General features: G+C 64.7%; 19 protein-coding genes and 1 pseudogene. 7 read left to right on the top strand and 13 right to left on the bottom strand.

What is annotated here, in order from left to right; all coding sequences use genetic code 11:
• Window positions 1-4: 4 nt before the first annotated feature.
• Complete coding sequence (locus JQ632_RS01520; RefSeq protein WP_212400488.1) at window positions 5-1,372, top strand: LLM class flavin-dependent oxidoreductase; 1,368 nt, start codon at window positions 5-7, stop codon at window positions 1,370-1,372.
• Window positions 1,373-1,487: 115 nt separating this feature from the next.
• On the opposite strand, the gene JQ632_RS01525 is transcribed toward JQ632_RS01520, so the two are convergent.
• A complete protein-coding gene (locus JQ632_RS01525; RefSeq protein WP_212400489.1) occupies window positions 1,488-1,943 on the bottom strand; it encodes an Lrp/AsnC family transcriptional regulator in 456 nt (151 codons plus the stop codon).
• 150 nt (window positions 1,944-2,093) lie between these two features.
• Between JQ632_RS01525 and JQ632_RS01530 the strand changes: the two are divergent.
• Both JQ632_RS01530 and iaaH read left to right on the top strand, forming a co-directional pair.
• A pseudogene (locus JQ632_RS01530) lies at window positions 2,094-5,528 on the top strand (indolepyruvate ferredoxin oxidoreductase family protein); the annotation flags it as partial.
• Between the two features lie 184 nt (window positions 5,529-5,712).
• Window positions 5,713-7,140 (top strand): indoleacetamide hydrolase, encoded by a 1,428-nt coding sequence (iaaH, locus tag JQ632_RS01535; protein WP_212400524.1) that lies wholly within the window; start codon window positions 5,713-5,715, stop codon window positions 7,138-7,140.
• Between the two features lies 1 nt (window position 7,141).
• Here iaaH and JQ632_RS01540 read toward each other — a convergent pair whose 3' ends face one another.
• The 7 genes from JQ632_RS01540 to JQ632_RS01570 form a co-directional block, all read right to left on the bottom strand.
• A complete protein-coding gene (locus JQ632_RS01540; protein ID WP_212400491.1) occupies window positions 7,142-7,870 on the bottom strand; it encodes a helix-turn-helix transcriptional regulator in 729 nt (242 codons plus the stop codon).
• A gap of 55 nt (window positions 7,871-7,925) precedes the next feature.
• Window positions 7,926-8,786 (bottom strand): D-amino-acid transaminase, encoded by an 861-nt coding sequence (locus JQ632_RS01545; RefSeq protein ID WP_212400492.1) that lies wholly within the window; start codon window positions 8,784-8,786, stop codon window positions 7,926-7,928.
• A 185-nt stretch (window positions 8,787-8,971) separates the two neighbouring features.
• A complete protein-coding gene (locus tag JQ632_RS01550) occupies window positions 8,972-9,703 on the bottom strand; it encodes an amino acid ABC transporter ATP-binding protein (RefSeq protein WP_212400493.1) in 732 nt (243 codons plus the stop codon).
• A gap of 10 nt (window positions 9,704-9,713) precedes the next feature.
• On the bottom strand, window positions 9,714-10,406 hold the full coding sequence (locus JQ632_RS01555; RefSeq protein ID WP_212400494.1) for an amino acid ABC transporter permease: 693 nt from the start codon (window positions 10,404-10,406) through the stop codon (window positions 9,714-9,716).
• Window positions 10,407-10,408: 2 nt separating this feature from the next.
• The gene (locus JQ632_RS01560; RefSeq protein WP_212400495.1) at window positions 10,409-11,140 is read right to left on the bottom strand and encodes an amino acid ABC transporter permease; all 732 of its coding nucleotides are present in this window, start codon (window positions 11,138-11,140) and stop codon (window positions 10,409-10,411) included.
• Between the two features lie 129 nt (window positions 11,141-11,269).
• Window positions 11,270-12,181 carry an amino acid ABC transporter substrate-binding protein gene (locus JQ632_RS01565; protein WP_212400496.1) on the bottom strand — a complete coding sequence of 304 codons (912 nt, stop codon included), beginning with the start codon at window positions 12,179-12,181 and terminating at the stop codon, window positions 11,270-11,272.
• An 85-nt stretch (window positions 12,182-12,266) separates the two neighbouring features.
• The gene (locus JQ632_RS01570) at window positions 12,267-13,652 is read right to left on the bottom strand and encodes a M20 family metallopeptidase (protein WP_212400497.1); all 1,386 of its coding nucleotides are present in this window, start codon (window positions 13,650-13,652) and stop codon (window positions 12,267-12,269) included.
• A 176-nt stretch (window positions 13,653-13,828) separates the two neighbouring features.
• Between JQ632_RS01570 and JQ632_RS01575 the strand changes: the two genes are divergently transcribed.
• Window positions 13,829-15,211 carry an LLM class flavin-dependent oxidoreductase gene (locus JQ632_RS01575; protein ID WP_212400498.1) on the top strand — a complete coding sequence of 461 codons (1,383 nt, stop codon included), beginning with the start codon at window positions 13,829-13,831 and terminating at the stop codon, window positions 15,209-15,211.
• Between the two features lie 188 nt (window positions 15,212-15,399).
• Here the strand turns inward: JQ632_RS01575 and JQ632_RS01580 are convergent, their stop codons facing one another.
• Window positions 15,400-17,061: a thiamine pyrophosphate-binding protein gene (locus JQ632_RS01580; RefSeq protein ID WP_212400499.1), complete on the bottom strand. Its 1,662-nt coding sequence runs from the start codon at window positions 17,059-17,061 to the stop codon at window positions 15,400-15,402.
• Between the two features lie 145 nt (window positions 17,062-17,206).
• On the opposite strand from JQ632_RS01580, the gene JQ632_RS01585 reads away from it, so the two are divergent.
• Window positions 17,207-17,671, top strand: coding sequence for a TfoX/Sxy family protein (locus tag JQ632_RS01585; protein ID WP_212400500.1), 465 nt, complete (start codon window positions 17,207-17,209; stop codon window positions 17,669-17,671).
• Here JQ632_RS01585 and JQ632_RS01590 read toward each other — a convergent pair.
• From JQ632_RS01590 to JQ632_RS01600, 3 genes are all read right to left on the bottom strand, one after another.
• On the bottom strand, window positions 17,625-18,131 hold the full coding sequence (locus JQ632_RS01590; protein WP_212400501.1) for a GFA family protein: 507 nt from the start codon (window positions 18,129-18,131) through the stop codon (window positions 17,625-17,627). The genes JQ632_RS01585 and JQ632_RS01590 overlap by 47 nt on opposite strands.
• A 177-nt stretch (window positions 18,132-18,308) precedes the next feature.
• Window positions 18,309-19,436: an alkene reductase gene (locus tag JQ632_RS01595; protein WP_212400525.1), complete on the bottom strand. Its 1,128-nt coding sequence runs from the start codon at window positions 19,434-19,436 to the stop codon at window positions 18,309-18,311.
• Window positions 19,437-19,534: 98 nt separating this feature from the next.
• Window positions 19,535-21,031 carry an aldehyde dehydrogenase family protein gene (locus JQ632_RS01600; protein WP_212400502.1) on the bottom strand — a complete coding sequence of 499 codons (1,497 nt, stop codon included), beginning with the start codon at window positions 21,029-21,031 and terminating at the stop codon, window positions 19,535-19,537.
• A 228-nt stretch (window positions 21,032-21,259) separates the two neighbouring features.
• On the opposite strand from JQ632_RS01600, the gene JQ632_RS01605 reads away from it, so the two are divergent.
• Window positions 21,260-22,105, top strand: coding sequence for an SDR family NAD(P)-dependent oxidoreductase (locus tag JQ632_RS01605; RefSeq protein ID WP_212400503.1), 846 nt, complete (start codon window positions 21,260-21,262; stop codon window positions 22,103-22,105).
• A 233-nt stretch (window positions 22,106-22,338) separates the two neighbouring features.
• Here the strand turns inward: JQ632_RS01605 and JQ632_RS01610 are convergent, their stop codons facing one another.
• Complete coding sequence (locus JQ632_RS01610; protein WP_212400504.1) at window positions 22,339-23,952, bottom strand: protease pro-enzyme activation domain-containing protein; 1,614 nt, start codon at window positions 23,950-23,952, stop codon at window positions 22,339-22,341.
• Between the two features lie 239 nt (window positions 23,953-24,191).
• Here JQ632_RS01610 and JQ632_RS01615 point away from each other — a divergent pair, with 239 nt between their 5' ends.
• The gene (locus JQ632_RS01615) at window positions 24,192-25,754 is read left to right on the top strand and encodes an NAD(P)/FAD-dependent oxidoreductase (protein ID WP_212400505.1); all 1,563 of its coding nucleotides are present in this window, start codon (window positions 24,192-24,194) and stop codon (window positions 25,752-25,754) included.
• Window positions 25,755-25,965 lie beyond the last annotated feature (211 nt).

Here is a 25,965-nt window from a genome sequence, read left to right on the forward strand (position 1 = left end):
CGGCATGACACGGCAGATGGTACTGGTCGGCTTCCTGCAGGCGCAGAACTGCACCAATTTGCCGAGCTCATGGCGGCATCCGGACTCGCGCGAGGATTCCATGTCGGCCGACTACTACCAGGAGATCGCGCGCATCCTGGAAGCCGGCAAATTTCACATGGCATTCTTCGACGATCGCCTGGCGATGCCCGATCGCTACGGCAACGATCACGCCCACACCGTCGAATACGGCATCCGCTGCGTGAAAATGGACCCGCTGATCGTGCTCACCACCATGGGCATGGTGACGGAAAAGCTCGGGCTGGGTTCGACCTGTTCGACCACCTATTTCGAACCCTTCGACGTCGCGCGCCGCTTCGCCACGCTCGATTTGATGTCCGGCGGACGCGCCGGATGGAACGTCGTGACGTCGCTCAATGACGGCGAAGCGCTCAACATGGGCAGGGACTCCCACCCCGAGCACGATTCCCGTTACGACCGCGCCGACGAGTTCATGGAGGTCGTGCTCGGCCATTGGGACACATGGGAGGACGGCGCGCTCATCATGGACAAAAAGAGCGGGCGCTTCGCCGATCCGGGCAAGGTGAAGCGGCTCGATCACAAGGGCCCGGCCTTCAAGTCGCGCGGACCATTCACCGTGCCGCGTTCGCAACAAGGCCATCCCGTCATCATCCAGGCCGGCGCCTCCGGCCGCGGCCAGCGCTTTGCCGGGCGATGGGGCGAGGTGATCTTCACCGCCGCGCGCAATCTCGCATGCGCCAAGGAGGGTTATGCAGCTGTCCGCAACGAGGCCGCCAAGGCCGGCCGCGATCCCGACCAGATGTTCCTCTGCAATTTGACCACGCCGGTCTGCGGCGCGACCAAGGCCGAGGCCGAGGACAAGATGGCGCTGATCAACAAGCTGCCGCTGCAGATCGACGCCCTGTCGCTGCTCGCGGAAGCGCTCAACTATGACTTCGCCTCCAAGGGTCTCGACGAGCCGCTGACGTCCGAAGAGCTGAAGAGCATGCAGGGAATCCTCGGCATTCGCGACGGCGTGCTGAAGACATCAGGCAAGAGCAATCCAAGCGCGCGCGATTTCGTCACCTTCTCCGGCCGCGGCCAGGTGCAGGATGCGATGGTCGGCGGCCCCAAGGAGATCGCCGACAAGCTCGAGGAGATGTTCGTCGAGCGCGGCTGCGACGGCTTTGTCATCGCCGCGACCTACGTGCCCGGCTCCTACGCCGATTTCGTCCGCCATATCGTGCCGGAATTGCAGCGCCGCGGACTGTTCCAGAAGGACTATCGCGGCAAGACGCTGCGCGAGAACCTCGGATTGAAGCGGCCGGCCGCCGGCGCGTGGAGGGTCGCAGCGCCTGCTGCCGCGAAATAACAAGCCGTGCCCACCATTTTTCCGCAAATTCGACAGAAGAGGGGGCACGCGGAGCCTGTCATCGGGCGCGCGTTCGCGCGACCCGTTGGCTTTGTCCACCCTACGGCAGCCCTACTCAAAACGGCAGCGCCACGCTCGTCTTGATCTCCTTCAAGATCACGTTGCTGCGCACGTAGCGGATGCCGGGGATCCGGAACATGAACTCGTCGAGAAACGCGTTGTAGGCCGCCATGTCGCGCACGACGACGCGTAAGTGATAGTCGGCGTCGCCGGTCGTCGCAAAGCACTCCAGCACCTCGCGCCGTTTGGTGACCCGAGAAACAAACTCGTCGACGAATTTTGCATCGTGACGCTCCAGCGAAACATGGAGCACGGCCGACATCGCAAAGCCGGCGCGCTCGCGCGCGATCAGCGCGGCATAGCCCTGGATGATTCCGGTCTCCTCCAGCGCGCGAACCCGCCGCCAGCAGGCCGAGGTCGACATGCCCACCTCATCGGCCAGCTGCTGGTTGGTGGCACGGCCATCCCTTTGGAGATGCGCGAGAATCTGTGCGTCTTGGTCTTCGACCATGGGAACCCTCAAATCGGGTAATTCTACCAGATTTTGACTCATGGCGTAAAGTTCTACCGAATTTGAGGCGAAGTTAGGAAAGATGGGTAAGACCTACCAACCCTCCGGGACTACCCTCGCTCCATCCGACAGTGATGCCGCGCGAGGCTAGCCATGGACGCCATTCCTTCCCTCGATGCCTATGAGCTCTCCGACCGCTACGACCGCGAGCAAGGCCGCGTCTTCCTGACGGGCACGCAGGCCATCGTCCGCATCGCGCTCGACCAGGCCAAGCGCGATCGCGCCGCGGGTCTCAACACCGCGGGCTTCATCTCCGGCTATCGCGGCTCGCCGCTCGGCGGCGTCGACCTCGAGCTCTGGCGGATCAAGGAGCGGCTGACGACCGATCGCATCGAATTTCTCCCCGCAGTGAACGAAGACCTCGCTGCGACAGCGGTGCTCGGCTCGCAGCAGGTCGAGACGCAAGCGGATCGCGAGGTCGATGGCGTGTTCGGGCTGTGGTACGGCAAGGGCCCCGGCGTCGACCGCTCGGGCGATGCGCTCAAGCACGGTAACGCCTACGGCTCTTCACCGCATGGCGGCGTGCTGGTGGTTGCCGGCGACGACCATGGCTGTGTCTCCTCCTCGATGCCGCACCAGTCCGACGTTGCCTTCATGAGCTGGTTCATGCCGACGCTGCATCCGGCCAGCGTCAGCGAATATCTTGCGTTCGGTGAGTTTGGCTACGCCATGAGCCGCTTCTCCGGCATGTGGGTCGGCTTCAAGGCGATCTCGGAGATCGTCGAATCCGGCGCATCGGTGGCGTTGCAGCCGCCACGTCTCTTCGCACGTCCCGACTTCACGCCGCCGCCGGGCGGACTGCATTATCGCTGGCCGGATCTGCCGGGACCGCAGATCGAGGAGCGGCTGGAAGCGAAGAAGCACGCGGTCTACGCGTTCGCGAAGGCCAACCCGATCGACCGCCACATCTACGATATTCGCAACGCCACCTACGGCATCGTCACGACCGGCAAGGCCCATCTCGACCTGATGGAAGCGCTGCGGCTGTTGGGCCTCGATGAAGCAGCCTGCCGCAGCATCGGCATCGACATCTACAAGGTCGGCATGGTCTGGCCGCTCGCGCTGCACGACGCGATGGAATTCGTCGGGGGCAAGCGCGAGATCCTCGTCGTCGAAGAGAAGCGTGGCATCATCGAGAGCCAGTTCAAGGAGTATTTCTATGACTATCCGGGCGCAAAACCCGAGCGCATGGTCGGCAAGCATGACGAGCAAGGCGCGCGGCTGATCTCCTGGATCGGCGAATTGTCGCCGCGTGCGCTTGCGGGCGTGCTGGCGCGGCGGCTCGACCCGATGTTTCCGGGCCTCGATCTGGTGGCCCGCGCTGCCGCGCTCGTGCCGGATGCGCAGCGCGTGATCACGGTCGCCGGCGCGACCCGCACCCCCTATTTCTGCTCGGGTTGTCCGCACAACACCTCCACAAAAGTACCCGAAGGCTCAAAAGCGCTGGCCGGCATCGGCTGTCACTTCATGGCGAGCTGGATGGACCGCGAGACCTCGTCGCTGATTCAGATGGGCGGCGAAGGGGTGAACTGGGCGGCCTCGTCGAAGTTCACCGGCAAGAAGCACGTCTTCCAGAATCTCGGCGAAGGCACCTATTATCATTCCGGCTCGATGGCGATCCGGCAGGCGATCGCGGCCGGCGCCAACATCACCTACAAGATCCTGTTCAACGACGCAGTCGCCATGACCGGCGGCCAGCCAGTCGACGGCCCCGTCAACGTCTATGCCATCGCGCACAGCGTCCGCGCCGAAGGCGTTGCGCGCATTGCGCTGGTCTCGGACGATCCCACGCACTTTGCGTCGGCGGACTTCCCGATCGGCGTCACCATCCATCCGCGCGAGGAGATGGACGCCGTGCAGCGCGAGCTTCGCGACACTCCCGGCGTATCCGTGCTGATCTATCAGCAGACCTGCGCCACCGAAAAGCGCCGCCGGCGCAAGCGCGGACAGATGGCCGACCCCAAGCGCTTTGCCTATATCAACGATCTCGTCTGCGAGGGCTGCGGCGATTGCTCGGTCGAATCCAACTGCCTGAGCGTCGAGCCGAGGGAGACACCGTTCGGCCGCAAGCGGAAGATCAACCTCTCGGCCTGTAACAAGGACTTTTCCTGCCTTAACGGCTTTTGCCCGAGCTTCGTGACGGTCGAGGGAGCCACGCGCCGGAAGAAGACGGCAAGCGACATCGACGCGCAGGACCGGGCGGCGGCGCTGCCGCTGCCCACGCCGGCAACGCTCGACAAACCGTTCGATCTCCTGGTGACCGGCGTCGGCGGCACCGGCGTGATCACGGTCGGCGCATTGATCGGCATGGCCGCGCATCTCGAGCGCCGGGGTATCTCGGTGCTGGACTTCACAGGCTTTGCACAAAAGTTCGGTCCCGTGCTGAGCTACATCCGCATCGCCTCTGATCCGGACGCGCTGCATCAGGTCCGCATCGACCAGGGCGCCGCCGACGCGCTGATCGGCTGCGACCTCGTCGTCAGCTCCTCGCCGAAGGCGTCGGGCACCTATCGAGCCAGCACGCGCGCCGCAATCAACACCGCGGAGATGCCGACCGGCGATGTCGTGCGCCTGCGCGACGCCGATCTCGCCTCCCCTGCACGGCTGCGTGCGATCGGCCGCGTCATCGGCGAAGGCAATCTCGCGACCATCAATGCCAATGCGCTGGCCGAACGCCTGCTCGGCGATGCCGTCTACGCCAACATCATCATGCTCGGCTTTGCCTGGCAGCAGGGCCTGGTCCCGCTCTCTCTCCAAGCGCTGCTCCGTGCGATCGAGCTCAACGGCGTCACGGTTCAGCGCAACAAGCAGGCTTTTGCCTGGGGCCGGATCGCCGCCACCGATCCCGCTGCCCTGCCGAAGCCCGACAATGCGCCGGCAACCGAAACGCTCGACCAGATGATCGATCGCCGCGCCGATTTCCTCGCCGCCTATCAGGACGCAGTCTATGCGGCACGCTACCGGACCACGGTCGCCAAGGTCCGTACCGCGGAAGCCGCATTCGGCAGCGAAGCCGTGACCGAGGCGGTGGCGCGCGCGCTGTTCAAGCTGATGGCCTACAAGGACGAGTATGAGGTGGCACGCCTGCACATGCAGAGCGGATTCCTCGACGAGCTGCGTCGCGAGTTCGACGGCGACTACCGCGTGACCTATCACCTCGCGCCGCCCTTCCTGCCGGCGAAGCGCGATGCGCGCGGCCGGCCCCGCAAGCGCGCCTTCGGTCAATGGATTCAGTTGCCACTGCGTATGCTGGCGCGGCTAAAAGTCTTGCGCGGCACGGCGTTCGATCCGTTCGGCTACACGACCGAGCGGCGCACGGAGCGCGAGCTGATCGCCTGGTATGAGGGATTGATCGCGGAAGTTCTCCGCAGGCTGGATCCTGCCGCGCTCTCCGAGCTCGTCGCACTCGCAAAGGCGCCGATGGAGATCCGCGGCTATGGCCCGGTGAAGGACGCGGCGATCGCCAAGGTGAAGGCCGACGTCGAGACCCGGCTGGCTCGGCCGGCGCCGGCCCAGGCTGCCTGACCGGAAGGCCCTCGCGTCCCCACAAATGGGGACAGGCGCAGGAGCCGCGGCGCGGTTAGCTTGGCGTCATCTTCACCGACAGGGAAGCCTCATGGAACGCCGATCATTCCCGCTGAGTTCAGCCATCGCCAGCCTCATCCTCTCTGCCGCCGCGCTGCCGACCGCTGCGCTGGCACAAGGCGCGATCAATCTCGATCAATTGACGATGACCCAGGCCGCGGCCGACCTGTGCGCCGGGAAAATCACCAGCAAGGCGCTGACCTCGGCCGCGATTGCGCGCGCCAAGGCGAGCGCCAATCTCAACGCCTTCGTCACGCTGGACGAAGCCGGCGCAATGAAGGCCGCGGAAGCTTTTGACGGGCGGCGCAAGAAGGGCGCCTGCCCGCCGCTCGGCGGCGTGCCGATCGTGATCAAGGATAACATCGAGGTCGCCGGGCTGCCCGCGAGCGCGGGCACGCCCGTACTCAAGGCCTTTGTGCCGAAGCAGGATGCGCCGGTGGCGGCAAAACTGCGCGCGGCCGGCGCCGTGATCATCGGCAAGACCAATATGCACGAGCTGGCCTTCGGCATCTCCGGCTATAACTCGGCCTTCGAGTCCGGCAGCGAGATCGGCGTCCGCAACGCCTATGATGCGAGCAAGATCGCCGGCGGTTCCTCGTCCGGCACCGGTGCCGCGATCGGCGCGCGCATCGTGACCGCGGGCCTCGGCACCGACACCGGCGGCTCGGTGCGTGTGCCGTGCTCATTCAACGGTTGCGCCTCGCTGCGGCCGACGGTCGGGCGCTATCCGCAAGCCGGCATCGCGCCGATCTCCCATACCCGCGACACCGCGGGCCCCATGGCCGCCACCATGACCGACGTCGCCGCGCTCGACCGCGTGATCGCCGGCGGCGGCGCGATCGCGCCTGCCGATCTCAAGCAGGTTCGCCTCGGCGTCGAGAAGAGCATGCTCGCCAATCTCGACGGCGACACCGACGCGGCGTTCCGCGCCGCCATCGACAGACTGAAATCGCAGGGCGTCACCGTGATCGACATCGAGATGCCGCAGCTTGCCGAGACCAATGGCAAGGTGAGCTTCCCCGTCGCGATCTATGAAGCCAATGACGACATGGTCGCCTATCTCAAGCGCACCGGCACCGGCATCACCATCGAGTCGCTCGCGAAGGGGATCGCAAGCCCCGATGTGAAGGGGACCTATGATGGGCTTGTGATCCCGCGCAAGTTGCCCGGACCGAACAACACGGTCGTCGACGGCAAGCCGGCCTACGAGGCCGCCATCAAGACCGGACGCCCGGCGCTGCAGGCGCTCTATCGCGACACGTTTGCCAAGAACAAGCTCGATGCGATCGCCTTCCCGACCACGCCGAAAGTCGCGATTGCCGCGAACCCTGAGTCCAGCAGCCTGGAGAACTTCCTGCTGTTCATCCAGAACACCGATCCAGGCAGCAATGCCGGGGTGCCCGGCATCCAGGTCCCGATCGCGCTGGGCGCTGCGAGCAAACTGCCCGTCGGTCTGGAGCTCGACGGGCCCGCAGGCAGCGACCGCCGCCTGCTCGCGATCGGCACGGCCATGGACAAGGTATTCGGGCGGCTGCCGGCGCCGACGCGCTAGTTCAATGCCGGGACAAGAGGCTGGCGACGCCGCTGCGGCGGCGGACGCCGAGTTTTTCGAAGATGCGTTTCAAGTGCGTGCGCACCGTCGAGACCTCGACGGACAGCCGATGTGCGATCTCCTTGTCGCTGAGATCGTCCGAGATCATGCGGGCGATCTCGAACTCGCGGACCGACAGCCTGAGCACCGGTGAAGCATCGGCGTGCATCGCGCCGCCGGCGGCGCGGACCAGCGCACCGGTGAACGCTGGCTCGATCAGGCGCAGCAATTCCAGCGCATGCGCGTCAAAATTTTGGCGATGGCGGCCGCGCCAGATCCTGACATCGCCGATGTTGCGGTCGCCGACGAAGCTGTAGGCATTGACGCCCCAGTGCAGCCCGTCACGCGCGAGGAAGTCGTTGAAGAACTCGGTCCGCATCAGCTCGCGTTGCGGCATCACCTGCGTCACCAGCGTCGCCTCGCGGCGCGCCTGGAGCTTGAACGTGATGGGATCGTGGTGCTGGTAGTATCTGTCGTAATTGGCGAGGTTTTTCGGATCCATGTTGAGGAACACGGCCTTGCCAAAGGTCCTGGTCGCCTCCTCCCAGACAAAGGAGGCATAGTAATCGGCCTGCAGCAATTCCAGCAGATGGTGTCCCACCGCCTCGCGGACGTCGCGCTCACCCAGGTCCTCGGACAGGAGCCCGAAGACGCGCGCAAGCACCCGGCTTTCCGCTGCGGTGACGTACATGGCGGCCGCAAGCTTAGCGGACAAGTCCGGCCATGGGAACCGGTGAAGCGGAGCGTTAAACCGCCGTCGCCTTCGCAAAATCCACATAGATCTCGCGCAGCCGCGTCGCCATCGGGCCGGGCTTGCCGGTGCCGACTTTCTTGCCGTCGATCGCGACGACCGGCTGCACGAAGACCGACGCAGAGGTGATGAAGGCCTCCTTCGCGGCCAGCGCTTCGGCAACCGTGAAGGGGCGCTCCTCGACGCGGAGCTGGCGCTCTTCGGCAAGCGCGACCACCGCCTTGCGGGTGCAGCCCGGCAGAATGGTGTTGGAGTTCTGCCGCGTCACGATGACGTCGTCCTGGGTCAGGATGAACGCCGAGGACGAGCCACCTTCGGTGACGAACCCGTCTTCGAGCATCCAGGCCTCGGCCGCACCGGCTTCGGCGGCGGCCTGCTTCGCCAGCACCTGCGCGAGCAGCGCGACGCTCTTGATGTCGCGACGTTCCCAGCGGATGTCGGGCACGGTGATCACGCTGACGCCGGTCTTGGCGGACGGCGCATCGACGATCTCCTTCTCGGAGACGAACATGACCAGGCTCGACTTGATGCCGCCCTTGGGGAACGCGAAGTCGCGTCCCGTATCGGCGCCGCGCGTGACCTGGAGATAGACGAGGCCGCTGACCAGCTTGTTACGCGTGATGAGCTCCTTCTGGATCTCGACGATACGCGCGATCGTCTCCGGCAGCTTCAGGGCGATCTCGCCGACCGAACGCTCCAGCCGCGCCAGATGCGAGGCGTTGTCGATCAGCTTGCCGTCGAGCACGGCCGCCACCTCATAGATGCCGTCCGCGAACAGGAAGCCGCGGTCGAGCACCGAGACTTTTGCTTCCGAGAGCGGGACGAATGAGCCGTTGACGTAGGCGATCGAGTCCAAGGCAGGTCTCCTGGGGGCGAAGGGGGGATTTACCTGCTCGTATACGCAATTTGGGGACGCGGATAAACCCTCTCTCCGTCATTCCGGGGCATTCGCGCAGCGAATGAGCCCGGAATCCATAACCACCAGACGGGGTTATGGATTCCGGGCCTGGCCCTTCGGGCCATCCCGGAATGACGATGGAGTTAGTGAGAGAGGATCTTCGACAAGAACTTCTGCGCGCGGTCGCTGCGCGGTTTGCCGAAAAAGTCGTCCTTCTGGGCGTCCTCGACGATCTCGCCGCGGTCCATGAAGATGACGCGGTTGGCGACCTTGCGGGCAAAACCCATTTCGTGGGTGACGACCATCATGGTCATGCCTTCCCGGGCGAGGTCGACCATGACATCCAGCACCTCGCTCACCATTTCAGGATCGAGCGCCGAGGTCGGCTCGTCGAACAGCATGACGATCGGGTCCATGGCGAGAGCGCGCGCGATGGCGACGCGCTGCTGCTGGCCGCCGGAGAGCTGCGCCGGAAATTTTTCAGCCTGCTCCTTCAGCCCGACGCGCTCCAGGAGCTGCATGCCCTTGGTCTTCGCCTTGTCCAACGGACGACCCAACACCTTCGTTTGCGCAAGGCAGAGATTGTCGATGATCTTGAGGTGCGGGAATAGCTCAAAATGCTGGAACACCATGCCGACGCGCGAGCGCAGCTTCGGCAGGTCGGTCTTGGGATCGTGGACCTTGGTGCCATCAACGGTGATCTCGCCGCTCTGGAACGGCTCCAGCGCATTGACGCATTTGATCAGCGTCGACTTGCCCGAACCCGACGGTCCGCAGACCACGACCACCTCGCCCTTGGTGACGCTGGTGGTGCAGTCGGTCAGCACCTGGAAGGTCGGGCTGTACCATTTGTTGACGTGACTGATTTCGATCATGACCCAGACTCTACCTGATAATGGCGATACGCGACTGCAGGCGGCGAACGCCGAAGGACGCGATGCAGGAAATGGTGAAATAGACGACGGCTGCGAACAGGTACATTTCGACCAGACGGCCGTCGCGCTGCGCAACCTTGCTGGCCGCGCCCAGGAAGTCCGGGATCGACAGCACGTAGACCAGCGAGGTGTCCTGGAACAGCACGATGGTCTGCGTCAGCAGCACCGGCAGCATGTTGCGGAACGCCTGCGGCAGCACGACGTAGCGCATGGTCTGCGCGTAGTTGAGGCCGAGCGCGCTCGCCGCCGCCGGCTGGCCGCGCGAGATCGACTGGATGCCGGCGCGCATGATCTCGGAGAAATACGCCGCCTCGAACATGATGAAGGTGATGAGCGAGGAGGCGAATGCGCCGACCTTGATCGGCCGCGGCGCGCCCGTGATCCACTGCCCGATATAGGGCACCAGGAAGTAGAACCAGAAGATGACGAGCACCAGCGGCAAGGACCGCATGAAGTCGACATAGAGGCCGGCGATGCGCCCGAGCAGCTTGTAGCCGGACAGGCGCATCAGCGCGATGGCCGTGCCGAAGACCAGGCCGCCGAAGGCGGCGAGCGCCGTCAGCGTCAGCGTGAAGGTCATGCCCTCGTAGAACAGGTAGGGCAGCGAGCGGCGGATGACGTCGAAATCGAAACTGCCGAGCATTGCTATTTCCCCGTGATGTAGCCGGGGATCGCGACATAGCGCTCGAGGAAGCGCATCGCGGTCACGACGATTGCATTGGTCAGGAGGTACAGGATGGTCGCGGCCGTGAAGGCCTCGAACACCTGGAAGGAGAATTCCTGCATCGAGCGCGCCTGGCCCGTCAGCTCGATGAGTCCAATGGTGATGGCGACCGCCGTGTTCTTGATGGTGTTGAGGAACTCGGAGGTCAAAGGCGGCAGGATGATGCGGAAGGCCATCGGCAGCAGCACGTAGCGATAGCCCTGCACCGTGGTCAGCCCCAGCGCGGTCGCGGCCATCCTTTGTCCGCGCGGCAAAGAGCCGATTCCGGCCTGCAATTGCACGGCGACGCGCGCCGACATGAACAGGCCGACGCCGATCGCGGCGGTCCAGAACGGCGCGTTGGGCAGTTGCTTCAGCCACAGGCCGGCGGCGCGCGGCAGCATTTCCGGCAGCACGAAGAACCACAGGAAGAGCTGCACCAGCAGCGGCATGTTGCGGAAGAATTCGACCCAGCAGAAGCCGAACCAATAGGCCCCGCGCGAGGGCAGCGTCCGCAGCACGCCGACGATCGAGCCGACGGCAAGCGCAATGACCCAGGCGAGCAGCGCCGTCTTGATGGTCAGAGCAAGGCCCGACAACAGCATGTCGAGATAGGTGCCGGTCCCCATCGGGTTCGGCTCGAAGAATATCTTCCAGTTCCAATTGTAGTTCACGAGTCCCCCACGCGAACGCGACGATCACAGAAGCCGGAAACGTCTATGCAAATGTCCGGCCATTCTCCTCCAGAATGGCCTTAATTTGCTGCCTCTCCCCGCAAGCGGGGAGAGGCAATCAAACTCATCTTACTTGTAAGCCTCCGGATCCGGCGAGTCCGTCGGCTTGGCGAACTCGTTCTTCAACTCCGCCGAGATCGGCGTGTTGAGGTTGAGGCCCTTCGGCGGCACCTTTTCCATGAACCACTTGTTGTAGATCTTCTCGCCTTCGCCCGAGGTGTAGAGCGCGGCGGTCGCCGCATCGACTACCTTCTTGAAGGGCGCGTCGTCCTTGCGCAGCATGATGCCGTAGGGCTCGGGCTTGGAGAACGCATCCTTGGAGATGACGTAGTCGCCCGGCGCCTTGGAGCCGGCAACGAGGCTCGCGAGCAAAATGTCGTCCATCACGAAGGCGACCGCGCGGTCGGTCTCGACCATCAGGAAGGCCTCGGCATGGTCCTTGGCCGGGATGATGTTGGCGCCGAGGCCCTTCGCGACGTTGGCTTCGGTGAGCTGCTTGATGTTGGTGGTACCGGCGGTCGAGACCACCGTCTTGCCCTTCAGATCCTCGATCGACTTGAGGCCGCTCGACTTCTTGAAGACGTAGCGGCTGGCGGTGAGGAAGTGGGTGTTGGTGAAGGCGACCTGCTTCTGGCGCTCGGCATTGTTGGTGGTCGAGCCGCATTCGAGATCGATCGTGCCGTTCGCCATCAGCGGGATACGGGTCGCCGAGGTGACGGGATTGAGCTTCACCTCGAGCTTGTCGAGCTTCAACTCCTTCTTCACGGCGTCGACGATTTTGTAGCAGATGTCCATCGCGAACCCGACGGGCTTCTGGTTATCGTCCAGATAGGAGAACGGGATCGAGGAGTCGCGGAAGCCGAGCGTGATGGCGCCGGTGTCCTTGATGTTCTTCAAGGTGCCGGTCAGCTCCTGGGCACCGGCCTGGCTCACGACCAAGGTGGCAGCGAGCGCGAGGCCTACGTTACGGAAATGTTTCACTTTTTTCTTCCCCTTTGAGGATGGTGCGGCGGGATGCAAGCATAAAACGGGCCGGAATAGAATGTGACTTTCGGCGCCCCCAAATTCAGCCCAGCGGGCGCGGCAGCTCCCCCAGATCCCAGAACAGGCCTGCCATTGTAGCAAGCGCTTCCTCGGTCAAGGGCAACAAAATATGCTCGTTGGGGGCGTGCTGGGAGCAGCCGGGATAGGAGTGCGGGACCCAGATCGTCGGCAGGCCCAGGATGTCCGAAAACACGTCGTTGGGCAGCGAGCCGCCGAAATTCGGCAGGATCGCCGGCGCCTTGCCGGTGGTCTTCTGGACGGAGTCCGCGGCCCATCTGATCCAGGGACTGTCGAAATCGGTGCGCGAGGCGGCAAAGCTCTGCGCCGCCCACACCGCGACCATGGGAAAGCCTTTTGCGTCGAGATGGGCGCGGATCGCCTCGATCATCCCATCAATTTTCGTGCCGACGACGAAGCGCAGTTGCAGCACGGCGTTGGCGTGGCCGGGGATCGCGTTCGCCGGCTTCTCGATATTGCCTGAGGACATCGCCAGCACTTCGAGCGTGTTCCAGGCGAACAGCCGTTCCGCATCGGACAGACCCTCCTCGCCCCAGTTCTCGGCGAGCGCCGGCTCGTCCGCGGTCGGCTCGACCTTCACGTCGGCCAGGAAGCTGCGGATCTGGTTGGTGAGCCGCGGCGGCTTCAGCGCATCGAGCTGCAGGCGGCCGCTGCCGTCGACCAGCGTCGCAATCGCGTTCACCAGAATGGTCGCGGGATTGGCGAGCACGCCGCCCCAATTGCCGGAATGATGGCCGCCGTCGCGCAAGTTCACGTCGAGATGAATGCGGATGCCACCACGGCAGCCGAGGAACAGCGTCGGACGGTCCGCGGACAGCCGCGGGCCGTCGGAGGCCATGAAGAGATCCGCCTTGAGCGCATCGCGATTGAGGTCGCAGACCTTGCCGAGATCGGGCGAGCCGATCTCCTCGCCCATCTCGACGATGAATTTTGCGTTGAAGCCGAGCTTGCCGCCGCGCGCCTCGCGCACGGCGCGCAAGGCCGCGAGGTTGATGCTGTGCTGGCCCTTGTTGTCGGCCGTGCCGCGGCCGTAAACGCGCGCGCCAGAGGTCGTCGTGCGCCAGGGATCGCGGTTGTCGCGCCACTCGCCCTCCATACCGTCGACGACGTCGCCATGGCCGTAGATCAGCACGGTCGGCGCTGCGGCGTTTTCAAGATGCTCGGCGATCAGGAACGGCGCCTTGCCATTCGGGGATTCCACCAGCCGGCTTTCGAAATCCAGCGCGGCAAACGCCGGCTGCATCTCCTGTTCCAGATAGGCGCGCAGCTCGGCGGCGCGCGACCCGTTCTGGCTTTCGGTCTTGTAGGCGACGCGGCGGTCGAGTTCTTGGAGGAAGGCGCCGGACGTGATGTCGTGACGGGCGCGGGCGATGGCGTCGGCTCTGGTCATTGCTTTCTTTAGCAGGGCTTTTGTCTGGAGCAAGCCTCACGACTTGGGCGAACTCGCAAAAGTGGACGAGGGTGCGAATTGGCTCTTGCCAAGAGTATGACTAATGCAAGAACTTCGCCAAGTTTCGCGCAGTTAACATCGGAAGAGCGCCGGAGATAGAGGCGCCGAGGAACACCATGGCAAAAGAAATCAGGCTCAACGCATTTGCGATGAATTGTGTGGCGCATCAATCGCCAGGCCTGTGGACCCATCCGCGCGACCGCACCGCCGAGTATAACCGCCTGCCCTACTGGATCGATCTCGCCAAGACATTGGAACGCGGCCGTTTCGACGGGCTGTTCCTCGCGGACGTGCTCGGCGTCTATGACGTCTATGGCAACAGCCCCGATGCTGCATTGCGCAATGCAGCGCAGACGCCGTCGAACGAGCCGCTGCTGCTGCTCTCGGCGATGGCGGCGGTGACCCAAGATCTCGGCTTTGGCGTCACCTCAAACCTTTCCTACGAGCCGCCCTACCCGTTCGCACGGCGGATGTCGACGCTCGACCATCTTACCGAGGGGCGGATCGGCTGGAACGTCGTCACCGGCTATCTCGACAGCGCCGCGCGCGGTGCCGGCAAGCAGAAGCAGACCGGGCATGACGACCGCTACGAGATCGCCGACGAATATATGGAGGTCGTCTACAAGCTCTGGGAAGGAAGCTGGGAGGACGACGCGGTGCTGCGCGATCGGGCGCGCGGCATCTTCACCGATCCGTCAAAGGTTCATCGCGTCAACCATGAGGGCGCGAACTACCGGATCAACAACACCATTCACCTGAGCGAGCCGTCGCCGCAGCGCACGCCCGTGCTGTATCAGGCCGGCACGTCGCCGCGCGGACGGCAGTTCGCGGCCGAGCATGCCGAATGCGTGTTCATGTCGGGTCCTTCGGCGAAGGTGATCGCGCCGCGCGTCTCGGCGATCCGCGAGACGGCGGCCAGCCTCGGCCGCAATCCGAAGGAAATCTTGATGTTCTCGATGATGACGATCATCCTCGGGAATACGGAAGCCGAGGCGAAGGCGAAATATGCCGACTACCGCTCGCACATCAATCCCGAAGGCGCGCTGGCGCTGATGTCGGGATGGACCGGCGTCGACTTCTCCGGCTACGCGCTCGACCAAGAGGTGCGTCACGTGCAGAACGACGCCGGCCGCAGCGCGATGGACAATGTTACGCGCGCCGACCCCGATCGGGTCTGGACCGTGCGCGACGTCATCGAGCATGTCGGCATCGGCGGCGCCGGTCCCGTCGTGGTCGGCACGCCCGAAAGCGTCGCGGACAAGATCGAAGAGTGGTTCGAACAGACCGACGTCGACGGCCTCAACGTCGCCTTTGCGATCTCGCCCGGCGATTTCGAGGACATTTCCGACATGCTGGTGCCGGAGCTGACACGGCGCGGGCGCTACAAGCCAACCTACGCGAAGGGCACGCTGCGCGAAAAGCTGTTCGGCAAAGGCCGCGCAAGGCTCAGCGCGCCGCATCCGGCGGCGGGGTACCGGGTGGGGAAGACGGCGGGATAGGCTGCGGTCACGTAGCCACGCTGATTGCCACACCCTCGGTGTCGTCCTGGCGAAAGCCAGGACCCATTACCCCAGGTAGAGGTTGTGGCCCGACGCTGGCGACCACGAGTCTTCGCCAAACTGCTCCCTGGGGTAATGGGTCCTGGATCAGCGCTCGCTCCGCTCGCTTGTCCAGGACGACATCGGGGCTACACCTTCCCGTCCACCATCAGCTCGATCAGCTTGGTGCCCGGACGATTGAACGCCGACGCGAACACCGACTTCAACTCCGCCGGATCCGTCACCTTGATCGCCTCGCAACCCAGCGACTTCGCGATCCCTGCAAAATCCACGGGCGGCTCGACAAAATCCATGCCGACATAATTGTCATCGCCGTGGAACGCGAGCAGGCGCTGCTTGATGATGCGGTAGCCGCCATTGTTGGCGATGACGACAGTCAACGGCAGCTTGTGGTGCGCGGCGGTCCACAGCGACTGGATCGAATACATCGCGCTGCCGTCGCCGGAGAAGCACACGACCGGACGTTCCGGATTTGCGAGGCTGACGCCGACGGAGGCCGGCAGGCCCCAGCCGATGCCGCCTGACGCAAGGCCGTGATAGCCATAGCGGTCGCGGTGCGGGCGCAGATTCGTGATCTGCCGTCCCGAGGTAAGGCCCTCGTCGACGAGAATTGCGTGGTCGGGCATCGCCTCAACCATTTGCAGCACCATCCAGTCGGGATCGATCGGCGTGCGATCCCTGCTCTTGCCGATCTGTTCGATCAGCGTAGCGCGGCGCGCGGTCCAGTTTTTTGGCGCAAGCTCGGCCAGCCGCAGTTTGGCGCGGCTCGCGAGCGAAGCACCGCCCATCTCCTTCAGCACCGGGATCAGCGCGCGCAGCGTTTCCTTGACGTCCGCCTTCAGCGCGACCTCGACGCCGTAGTTCTTGGCGATCTCCCAGTCGGCCAGGCCGACCTGCACGATGCCCAGCCCATCCGGCAGCGCATCGACCTCGCTAAAAACCGACATGCGCAGGGGATCGCCGCCGAGCGCGATCAACAGATCGTACGGCGCCAGCGCATCGCGCGCGACCTTCTGCACGCGCGCCAGCGTGCCGACAAAACTCGGGCTTTCCGAGAGGAAGTGCGCGCCATAGGGCGTGGACGACTGATAAGCCGCCGCGCCCAGCAGCTCCGCAAGTTCAGCCGCCTCGTTCAGCGCGTCGCTCTTGACGATTTCGTCCATGGTAACGATGACGGGACGCTCGGCCTTGAGCAGGCGCGCGGCAAACGCCCTCAGCGCCTCATCGGATGGCCTGGTGCGCGCATCGATCCGCGTTGAGCGTCCGAGTTCGATGCCGGCTTCGGCGTTGAGGATATCGCCCGGCAGCGAGATGAACACCGGACCGGTCGGCGGCGTGGTTGCGATTTTTGCGGCGCGGCGCACGATGCGCGGCAGGTCCGCGAGTTGCGTCAGCTCGACAGCCCATTTCACGAGTGGCTCGGCCATGCGCACCAGCGGGCCTGACAGCACCGGCTCCATCAGCCTGTGGCCCTGCTCCTGCTGACCCGCGGTCAAGATCATCGGCGTGCCCGTGAACTGCGCGTTGTAGAGTGAGCCCATCGCGTTGCCGAGGCCGGGCGCAACATGGACGTTGCAGGCGACGAGTTTTCCGGAGGCGCGGCTGTAGCCATCGGCGATCGCGACGACGAGGCTCTCCTGCATCGCCATCACATAGGTGAGATCGGGATGGTCCTTCAGCGCATGCATGATCGGCAATTCGGTGGTGCCGGGATTGCCGAACAGGTGCGTGATGCCTTCGTCCCTAAGCAGCGCCAGAAACGCCGAACGGCCGGTGATGCGGTTCTTCATTGCTCCTCCTGGCCCTGCGGTCGTTGCCGCCGGGCGCGGCGCATGATGGCCGAAGTCGCGGGACGGGCGCAATGGAGCGCGCTCATGGCTGCCTTGCGCGCGCAGCGAGAAGCTGGAAACATGAGCCGAAGCCGGAGGGAGGGTCATGGCCTACGACGAAGGCACCGCCGCACGCGTGCGCAAATTGCTGGCTGGCCAGCGCCATGTTGCGGAAAGGAAGATGATGGGCGGGCTCTGCTTCATGGTGGATAACGTCATGTGCTGCACCATCAGCGGCCGCGGCGGCATGCTGTTTCGCGTCGGCCCCGAGGCGCATGCGCGCATGCTGAAGGAGCCCCACGCGAGCCCGATGGAGATGCGCGGCCGCATCATGAAGGGGTTCGTGCGGGTCGCGGACGAAGGCACGCGCACCGATGCTGATCTCAAGACCTGGGTGAAGCGCGCGCTCGATTTCGTCGCGGCGATGCCCGCCAAGCCGCCGGCGAAAAAGTCTGCGGCACGCAAGGCGGCGCCGGCCAAGGCAAAGGCCAAGACAAGGGCAGAGACAAAGGCAGAGCCAAAGCCTAAAGCGCCTCCTCGTTCCCCAGGTCGAACGGGTCCTCGCCGCTAGCGCGCCGCTTCTTTTTCGAGCGCTGCCAGACCACGCCGGGAAAGCCCTTCAGCGGCACCAGCGGCTCGCCGGTATAGGCCCACTCTTGAAGCTCTTCGATGGCGATGTGATAGAGCGGCTGCCGGCCGGTGCGTTCCCGAAACAGCGCGCGGGGGATGTTGACCATATGCGGGCCGCGCGGCCGCTCATAGGCGATCGGCGTGCCGCAATGCGAGCAGAAGCTGCGCGCCGTCTTGGTCGCCTTGTCCTCGTAGCGGGTGAGCGCGGTCTTGCCTGAGGTGATGCGGAAGCGCTTTTTCCAGCTTCCAACATAGGTGGCGTAGGCCGCGCCATGGGCGCGGCGCGAGGCGGCCGAGTGATCATGCCAGGCCCAGCGCGCGGGAATGTCGATCTCGAAGGTCACCTTGCCGCACAGGCACTGGCCGGTGGCGGTTCCTGCGGCGACTGCAGCTTTGGCCATGGTGTTCCCCACTGTAATTGCGCGCCACAATACACGATCGTCATTCCGGGGCGATGCGAAGCATCGAGCCCGGAATCCATTGGGCCGCATGTTCGGAGGATCAATGGATTCTCAGATGCGCAATTGCGCATCATAGCTCGCGACTTCGTCGCGCCCCGGAATGACGGAGGAGAATGCCTAGGCCGACGTCAGCTCATCATACACGGGATAATCCGTATAGCCCTTCTCCTCGCCGCCGTAGAACGTGGCGCGGTTGTACGGCGTGATCGGATAGCCCTGCTCAAGCCGGCGCGGCAGGTCCGGGTTGGAGATGAAGATGCGGCCGAAGGCGATGAGGTCGGCGTGGCCGTCGGCAATCGCGGCGTTTGCGGTCTCGCCGGTGAAGCCGCCGGCGGTCATCAGCACGCCACTGTAGAGCGGGCGGAACAGCACCATGGCTGACGGCACGTTCTGCCAGTTGACTTCGGCGCGCCCCGAGCCGCTCGAACGCGGCTCGATGAGGTGCAGATAGGCAAGGCCGAGACTGTCGAGCGCCTTCACGACGTAAGTGTAGAGCGGCATCGGGTCGGGCTCGCCGGAGCCATTGGCGATGCCGTAGGGCGACAACCGCACGCCGACGCGGTTCGCGCCCCAGACGTCGATGGCTCCTTGCGTCACTTCGAGCAGCAGCCGCGCGCGGTTCTCGATGGAGCCACCGTATTCGTCGGTGCGCTGGTTGCTGTGCGACTGCAGGAACTGCTCCAGAAGATAGCCATTGGCGCCGTGGATCTCGACACCGTCGAAACCGGCGGCGAGCGCGTTCGTTGCGGCTTGCCGGAACGCCTCGACGATACCCCTGACCTCCGCGTTCCCAAGCGCGCGCGGCGTCTCGTAATCGCTAACCTTGCCGTCGGCCGTCATCGCCTTCATGCCCTCGGCCTTGATCGGGATCGCAGACGGCGCCACCGGCAGCGCGCCGCCGTGGAACGAAGAATGCGAGACGCGGCCGACATGCCAGAGCTGCAGGAAGATGATGCCGCCCTTGGCATGCACGGCATCGACCACCTTGCGCCAGCCCGCGACTTGCGCGTCCGAATAGATGCCGGGCGTCGCCGGATTGCCGCGGCCGGTCGACAGCACCGGCGAGGCTTCGGCGATGATCAGTCCGCCCTTGGTGGCGCGCTGGCCGTAATATTCGGCGTTGAGGGGGCGCGGCGCAAAGCTCTCGCGCTCGGCCCGCATCCGCGTCAGCGGCGCCATGGCGACGCGATGCGCGAGCTTGTACGGCCCCACCTGCAATGGTCTAGACAACGCCGGAAACTTCATGCTGGCCCCAAAATGATCGATGAGAGGATGGCTATCATAAAACAGGAAGCGGCCGCCCGAAAGCAGCCGCTCCCGCATGGCGCGGCGGCGAAAACGCCTCAACCCGTCTTGATCCAGACCGCCTTCACGTTGAGATATTCCTCGACGTGCTGCTTGCCGGATTCGCGGCCATAGCCGCTCATCTTGTAGCCGCCGAAGGGAACGGCGGGGTCCATCGCCTGGTAGCAATTGACCCAGACCGAGCCGGCGCGCAGCGACTTTGCGACCTTGTGCGCCTTGCTGACGTCGCGGGTCCACAGGCCTGAGCCGAGGCCGAAGGTCGTGGCGTTGGCGCGCTTGATCAGCTCGTCCATGTCCTTGAACGCGATCGCGGAGATGACGGGACCAAAGATCTCCTCCTGCGCTATGCGCATGTTGTCCTGGACGTTGGCGAACACGGTCGGCTGCACGAAGAAGCCCTTTGCCAAGGCGCCTTCGGTGACCCGGCCACCGCCGGCAAGCGCCTTCGCGCCCTCCTTCTGGCCGATGTCGAGATAGCCGGTGACGCGTTCGAGCTGCTGCTCGGAGACCAGCGGGCCGATCTGCGTGTTGGGATCGAGGCCGTTGCCGACCTGCAGCTTCCTGCCGAACTCGGCAACCCGGCCGACGAACTCGTCATAGATCGACTGCTCGACGAACAGCCGCGTGCCGGCGCTGCAGATCTGCCCCGAATTGGCGAACACCGCCATCGCCGCGCCCGGCACGGCGGCGTCGAGATCGGCATCGGCAAACACGATGTCGGGCGACTTGCCGCCGAGCTCGAGCGAGACGCGCTTCAGATTGCCGGCCGACGCACGGATGATCGCCTGGCCCGTGACATGCGAGCCGGTGAAGGCGACCTTGTCGACATCATGATGCGAGGACAGCGCCGCACCCGCGGTCTCGCCGTAACCCGGCACGACGTTGATGACGCCCGCCGGCACGCCCGCTTCCATCGCAAGCTCGGCGATGCGCAGCGACGTCAGCGGCGCTTCCTCGGCCGGCTTCAGCACCACGGTGCAGCCGGTCGCGATCGCGGGGCCGATCTTCCAGATCGTCGCGGTGAGCGGGCCGTTCCAGGGAATGATCGCGCCGACGACGCCGACCGGCTCCTTCAGCGTGTAGGAGAAGATCTCGCCGGGCAGCGAGTTCTCGATCGTCTCGCCGTGGATCGCGGTGGTCTGGCCGGCGTAATAGCGCAGCATGCCGACGGCGCGCAGATGATAGGCGCGCGTGCGGCTGACAGGCGCGCCCATGTCGAGCGTGTCGAGCTGCGACAATTCGTCAAAATTCTTCTCGACGAGGTCGGCGAGTTTCAAGAGCAGGTTCTGCCGTTCGAATGGCTTGACCTTGCTCCAGGGTCCCTCGAAGGCGCGGCGGGCGGCGGCCACCGCGCGGTCGATGTCTTCCTTGTCGCCCTCGGCAACGGTTGCCAGCAGCTCGCCGGTCGCGGGGTTGCGGGTCTCAAAACGCTTGCCGGATGCGGCATCGACCCACTTTCCGTCGATCAGCATCTGCTTGTAGGACCCGTTGGCGAACGGATGGCGCGTGATCGGAATAGCCTGCGTCACAGCCATGGCTGCACTCCCTGTTGGGTTTTCCTGTTAGGTTTTCTTCTCAGGTGTCGATTGGTTTCGATCTGGGCGGGATCGTTATGGCGCCGAAACTACAGCGCGGGGGATTTTGCGTAAAGCCGCCCCGTGGTCGCGCCGCGCGTAGACCTCCCATGCATCCCGGTCGTGGTCAAAAGCCTGCCGTGATATAGGTCGATCGTTTTGCAATGCCACCTTCGCCGGAGAAATTCCATGCCGCATCCCGTCATGACAGAAGACAACGTCGCCGTGATCACCGGGGGCGCCGCCGGCATCGGGCTTGCCGCCGCGCTGAAATTCGCGGGCCTAGGCATGAAGGTCTGCATCGCAGACGTCGACCAGGGCCGGCTCACGGAGGCCGAAACAAAACTGTCATCGATCGCAGGTCGCGCGAATGTGATGGCAGCCGTGGTCGACGTGAGCAGCCCGGAGAGCGCGACGGAATTCGAGGCCGCCGTGCGCACGCGGTTCGGAGGCACCGACATCCTGATGAACAATGCCGGCATCCAGCCCGGCAGCACGCTGTTCGGCAGCCCGGACAATTGGCAGCGCATCATCGGCGTCAACATGTGGGGCATCATCAACGGCGCGCGCATCTTCGCACCCGGCATGATCGCGCGTGGCCGGGCCGGCCTCATCATCAACACCGGTTCCAAGCAGGGCATCACCACGCCGCCGGGCGATCCCGCCTACAACGTCTCCAAGGCGGGTGTGAAGGCGTTCACCGAGGCGCTGCAGCACGAACTGCGCAACACCAGGGACTGCCGCATCAGCGCGCATCTCTTGATCCCCGGCTTCGTGTTCACCGGGCTGACCGCAAAAGGCCGCACTGAAAAACCTGCCGGCGCCTGGACGCCGGAGCAGACGGTGGATTTCATGATCGCGCGGCTGGATGCCGGCGACTTCTACATCCTCTGCCCGGACAACGACGTGCCGCGCGCGCTCGACGAAAAGCGCATGCTGTGGGCGGCCGGCGACATCGTCGAGAACCGTCCGGCGCTGTCGCGCTGGCATCCGGACTATGCGGATGCGTTCGCGGCGTACGTGAAACAGGGCTAGAGCGCGATGGGGCTTGCCTGAATCGGTAGTCCGCGGTCTTGGTTCACCTCTCCCCAACGGGGAGAGGTCGATTTGCGCCTCGCGATGCGCAGCATCGTCGAGTGCAAATCGGGTGAGGGGGGGTGCTGCACCAACCGAGACCGTAACCCCTCACCCGGCGCTGCGCGCCGACCTCTCCCAAGGGAGAGGTGCAGTCCCGATGCCTCGCCAACTCAACCTGATCTCAACATATTCTAGCCCGATCCGCCCAGGCCCAGCAGGAGCGAACTGCCGATCGGCACGCCCCAGCCGGACACCGCGTCGAACCCACGGCCCGCCTTGAATCCCCGTCCCGGATTCGGGTTGGAGACGTTGTTGCCGATCGTGACGTCGTGGCAAGCGAGATGCCCCAACGCAACACCGTGCTGTGTCTTCTCGTAGAGCAGCCGCGTGAGCCAGCGCTGGCGTTTGGCGCGCGGCAGCAACGCATTGACGCGCGCGATCAACGCCGCCAGCACCGGCGTCGACGCGCTGGTGCCCCCGCCCGGGCTCCGGTCATTCATGAAGATCAAATCATACATCGGCGGACCGGCGAGCGCCGCGAGATCGGGAACGACGCGTCCCTTGAAGCCGCCCTTGTTGAGCGACGCAATCGCGACCCTTTGCCAGACCGGCTTAGCGAAGACAGAACTGACCCCACCGCCGGTTGCCCCGCCCACGCCGCGGATCCGCCGGCCCTTGCCGACGCGCCACGTCTGCTCGACCGGTTTGCCGGCCTTGTGACGGATCATAGTCCCGCCGACCGCAAGCGCGTAGGGACTCGAGCTTGGAAAATCGACATGGGCGCGCCTGTTCGTCTGCATGTCGCCCGAGCCATCATCTCCCGACGCGCAGCACACGGTGATGCCGAGCAGCGCGGCCAGATTCAGCCGCTCGTTGATCGCATTGAGCGCCGCCTTCGACCAGTCGCCGGAGTCCTCGGCGGCGCCCCAGCTGATCGACAACGCCACGGGGCGATCCTTGATGGCCTGGTTGAGCAGATCAACCCAGCCCTTCTGATGATCCCTGGCGAAATAGACCAGGATATCTGCATCCGGGCACAGGCCCGCGACGATCTGCACGTCCATCATCACTTCGCCGGTGTAGTCGATCTCGTCGCGCCTGTGAGCGGGCTTCAGACGCTTCATCTGCGCCAGATTGCGGATCGGCGCATCGATCGAGACGCGCTTGACCGCAGGCACGTTGCGACCGAACGCCTTGCAATAGGCGTCGAGATCGTCGGCAAAATAGCCGCCGCCGAATTCCGCGATGGCGATCTTCTGGCCGGCGCCGTTTCCGGGCGGAAAGCGGTAGTGGCTTTCGATATCCTGCGGCGTGAAAGGCTTGAGAGGACGGACGGTCCTTGCGGTTGCCTTCGACGGTTTCCTGCCGGCGACGCGCCTTTCGCCAAAGCCCAGCACCGCGGTGATGATCTGCCGGAGCGATGCAGGCACCTGGTGTTCGCCTTCGCGATCGCGGAAGGTGCCTTGCCTGGCACTCTCGTAGATGCCGAGATTGGGATGGAAGGCGGCCTCCATCTGCGCAACCGTGCCGCTCACCTGCATGCTGCGGGTCTCGAGTGACACGCCGTCGATGCTCAGGCCGAACTTGCGCAACTCGCGCGAGACCTTGTCGGCATCGGTTTTTGAAGCGCCGCACTTCGCCTTGAATTGCGCGAGCGACAATGTGCGGCCTGCAAGCGCGCCGGCATCGGGCAATTTCGGCCCGCGCAGCGTCAGGGTGAGATCGACCCGCTGGCGCGGGCTCGCATCCTTCAGACGCTTTGCGCCCTTCTTGCGCGGCCGCTCGCTGCTGGGGACGAGGACCAAATGCTGTGCAGCATCGGCCTGTGGTTTCCTCGAACTGCCGGACCGCCGCGAACCGGCGCGAGCACCTGTCTTCGCACGTGACGCCATATCCGAGCCCCGCTCTCGACACGACCCAAGGTTGCAGGATATCGTTGGCGCTTTATGACGTCAATTCGGCCGACCACCGGGCGGGCTCGCCCGCCGATCATTTCAGGAGCCCGTTCGGCATTATTTCTTGATTTCGATCCGAGGATTTTGACATGCGCTCGATCTATGCACGGCTCAATCGCCGCTACGGCAGGAAGTTCATCGGCTTCGACCGCCAAAAGCTCGTCAGCGCGACTCTCGCCAAGCCACTGGTCGTTTCCGGCGCGACGCCTCCCTGCGACATGCCGCGTCTCGCGCGGCCTCGGCGCCGACCGCGGGTCGCAATCGTCGGCGCGGGCTTCGGCGGCCTGATGGCCGGCTATACGCTCGCCCACCGCTGCGACGTGACGATCTTCGAGGCGCGCGAACGCGTCGGCGGCCGGGTCTGGAGCAAGAACAAATCCAGCGGCGTGGTCGAAGCCGGCGGCGAGCTGATCGGCTACAATCATCCACTGTGGTTGGCACTGGCGCGGCAGTTCAGGCTCGGCCTTTCGCTGTTCACGCTGGATTCGAATTTTGACGCGCTCGATCTCGAGATGCCGATCTATCTCGACGGCCGAAAGATCTCGAACCCTCTCGCCCTCAAGAACCTGTTCGAGCAGATGGAGACCTCGTTCGACCGGATGGCGCGGCGCGCGCAGCATGTCCACAAGCATGCGCCCTGGCGGACCAGTGACGCCGATGCGCTGGACAAGCAATCCATGGCGGATTGGATCCGGGGTGAACGCTGCTCGCCGCTCACGACGCTCGCGATGAAGGAGCAGTTCAGCAATGATGCAGGCCAGCCCGTCGAGCGTCAGAGCCTGCTCGCCAATCTCGCAGTGGTCCACGGCGGCGCACTCAAGGGGCATCCGGGCGCCTTCTTCACGCAGACCGAAACGCTGCGCTGTTCGGAAGGCAATCAATCGCTGGCCGAGCACCTCGCCGAAGAAATCAGGAAGGTCGGCGGCGTGGTCCATCGGTCCTCACCGGTCACCGCGATCGACATCGACAAGGAGGGCGTGACGGTCACGCCGGAAGGCGCAGCGCCCCATCTTGCCGACTACGTCGTCCTTGCGATTCCGCCGAGCCTCTGGCCGGGCGGACGCTTCGCCAAGATCAACGTCACCCCGCAGCTTTCGCCCGACCATTACATCTCGATGGGCACGGCCGTGAAGTATCTCAGCCCGGTCAAGCGCCGCTTCTGGATCGACCATGGGATGGCGCCGGCCGCGACCTCGAGCAGTTTTGGCGTCACATGGGAAGGCACCGACAACCAGATCGCGCCGCAGGGGCGCGAGGTCGAGCTCAGCCTGTTCGCCGGCAGCGCGCCGGCCCACAGGGCGCTGCGGCAATGGGAGCGCGGCGGCAAGGCCGCCGTCGATGCCTTCTATGCGTCGCGGATCGGCAGGGTCTATCCCGGCTACAAGGACAACCTTTCGCAGCCGCCGGATTTCATTCCCTGGCCCGCGGATCCCTGGACCGGCGCCGGCTATTCCTGTCCTGCGCCGGGCGAAGTGATGCGGGCCGGACCGCTGCTCAACGGCGCGTTCCACAAACGGATGTATTTTGCGGGCGAGCACACCTGCTTTGCCTATTGCGGCTACATGGAGGGCGCGCTGCAGTCCGGCCTCAAGGCAGGTTCCGCAATCCTGCGAGCGGTCGAGGACAAGCGGGGCCGACGCCAGCCGGCCTAAAGCGCGATGAGATTAGGTTGAGCTGGTGCGGCATCGGGATCACCTCTCCCTTGGGAGAGGTCGGCGCGTAGCGCCGGGTGAGGGTTTACGGTTCTCACGTGGCGCGGCACCCCCTCACCCGATTTGCTGGCGCATGTCCAGCGGATTGATTGGTAACAAAACGGACCGGATGGATTGGTAACAATCGTTCACGGTTCCTTCCTCTGCGTTG

The organism is Bradyrhizobium liaoningense, from assembly GCF_018130955.1.
Classification (GTDB): Bacteria; Pseudomonadota; Alphaproteobacteria; order Rhizobiales; family Xanthobacteraceae; genus Bradyrhizobium; species Bradyrhizobium liaoningense_C.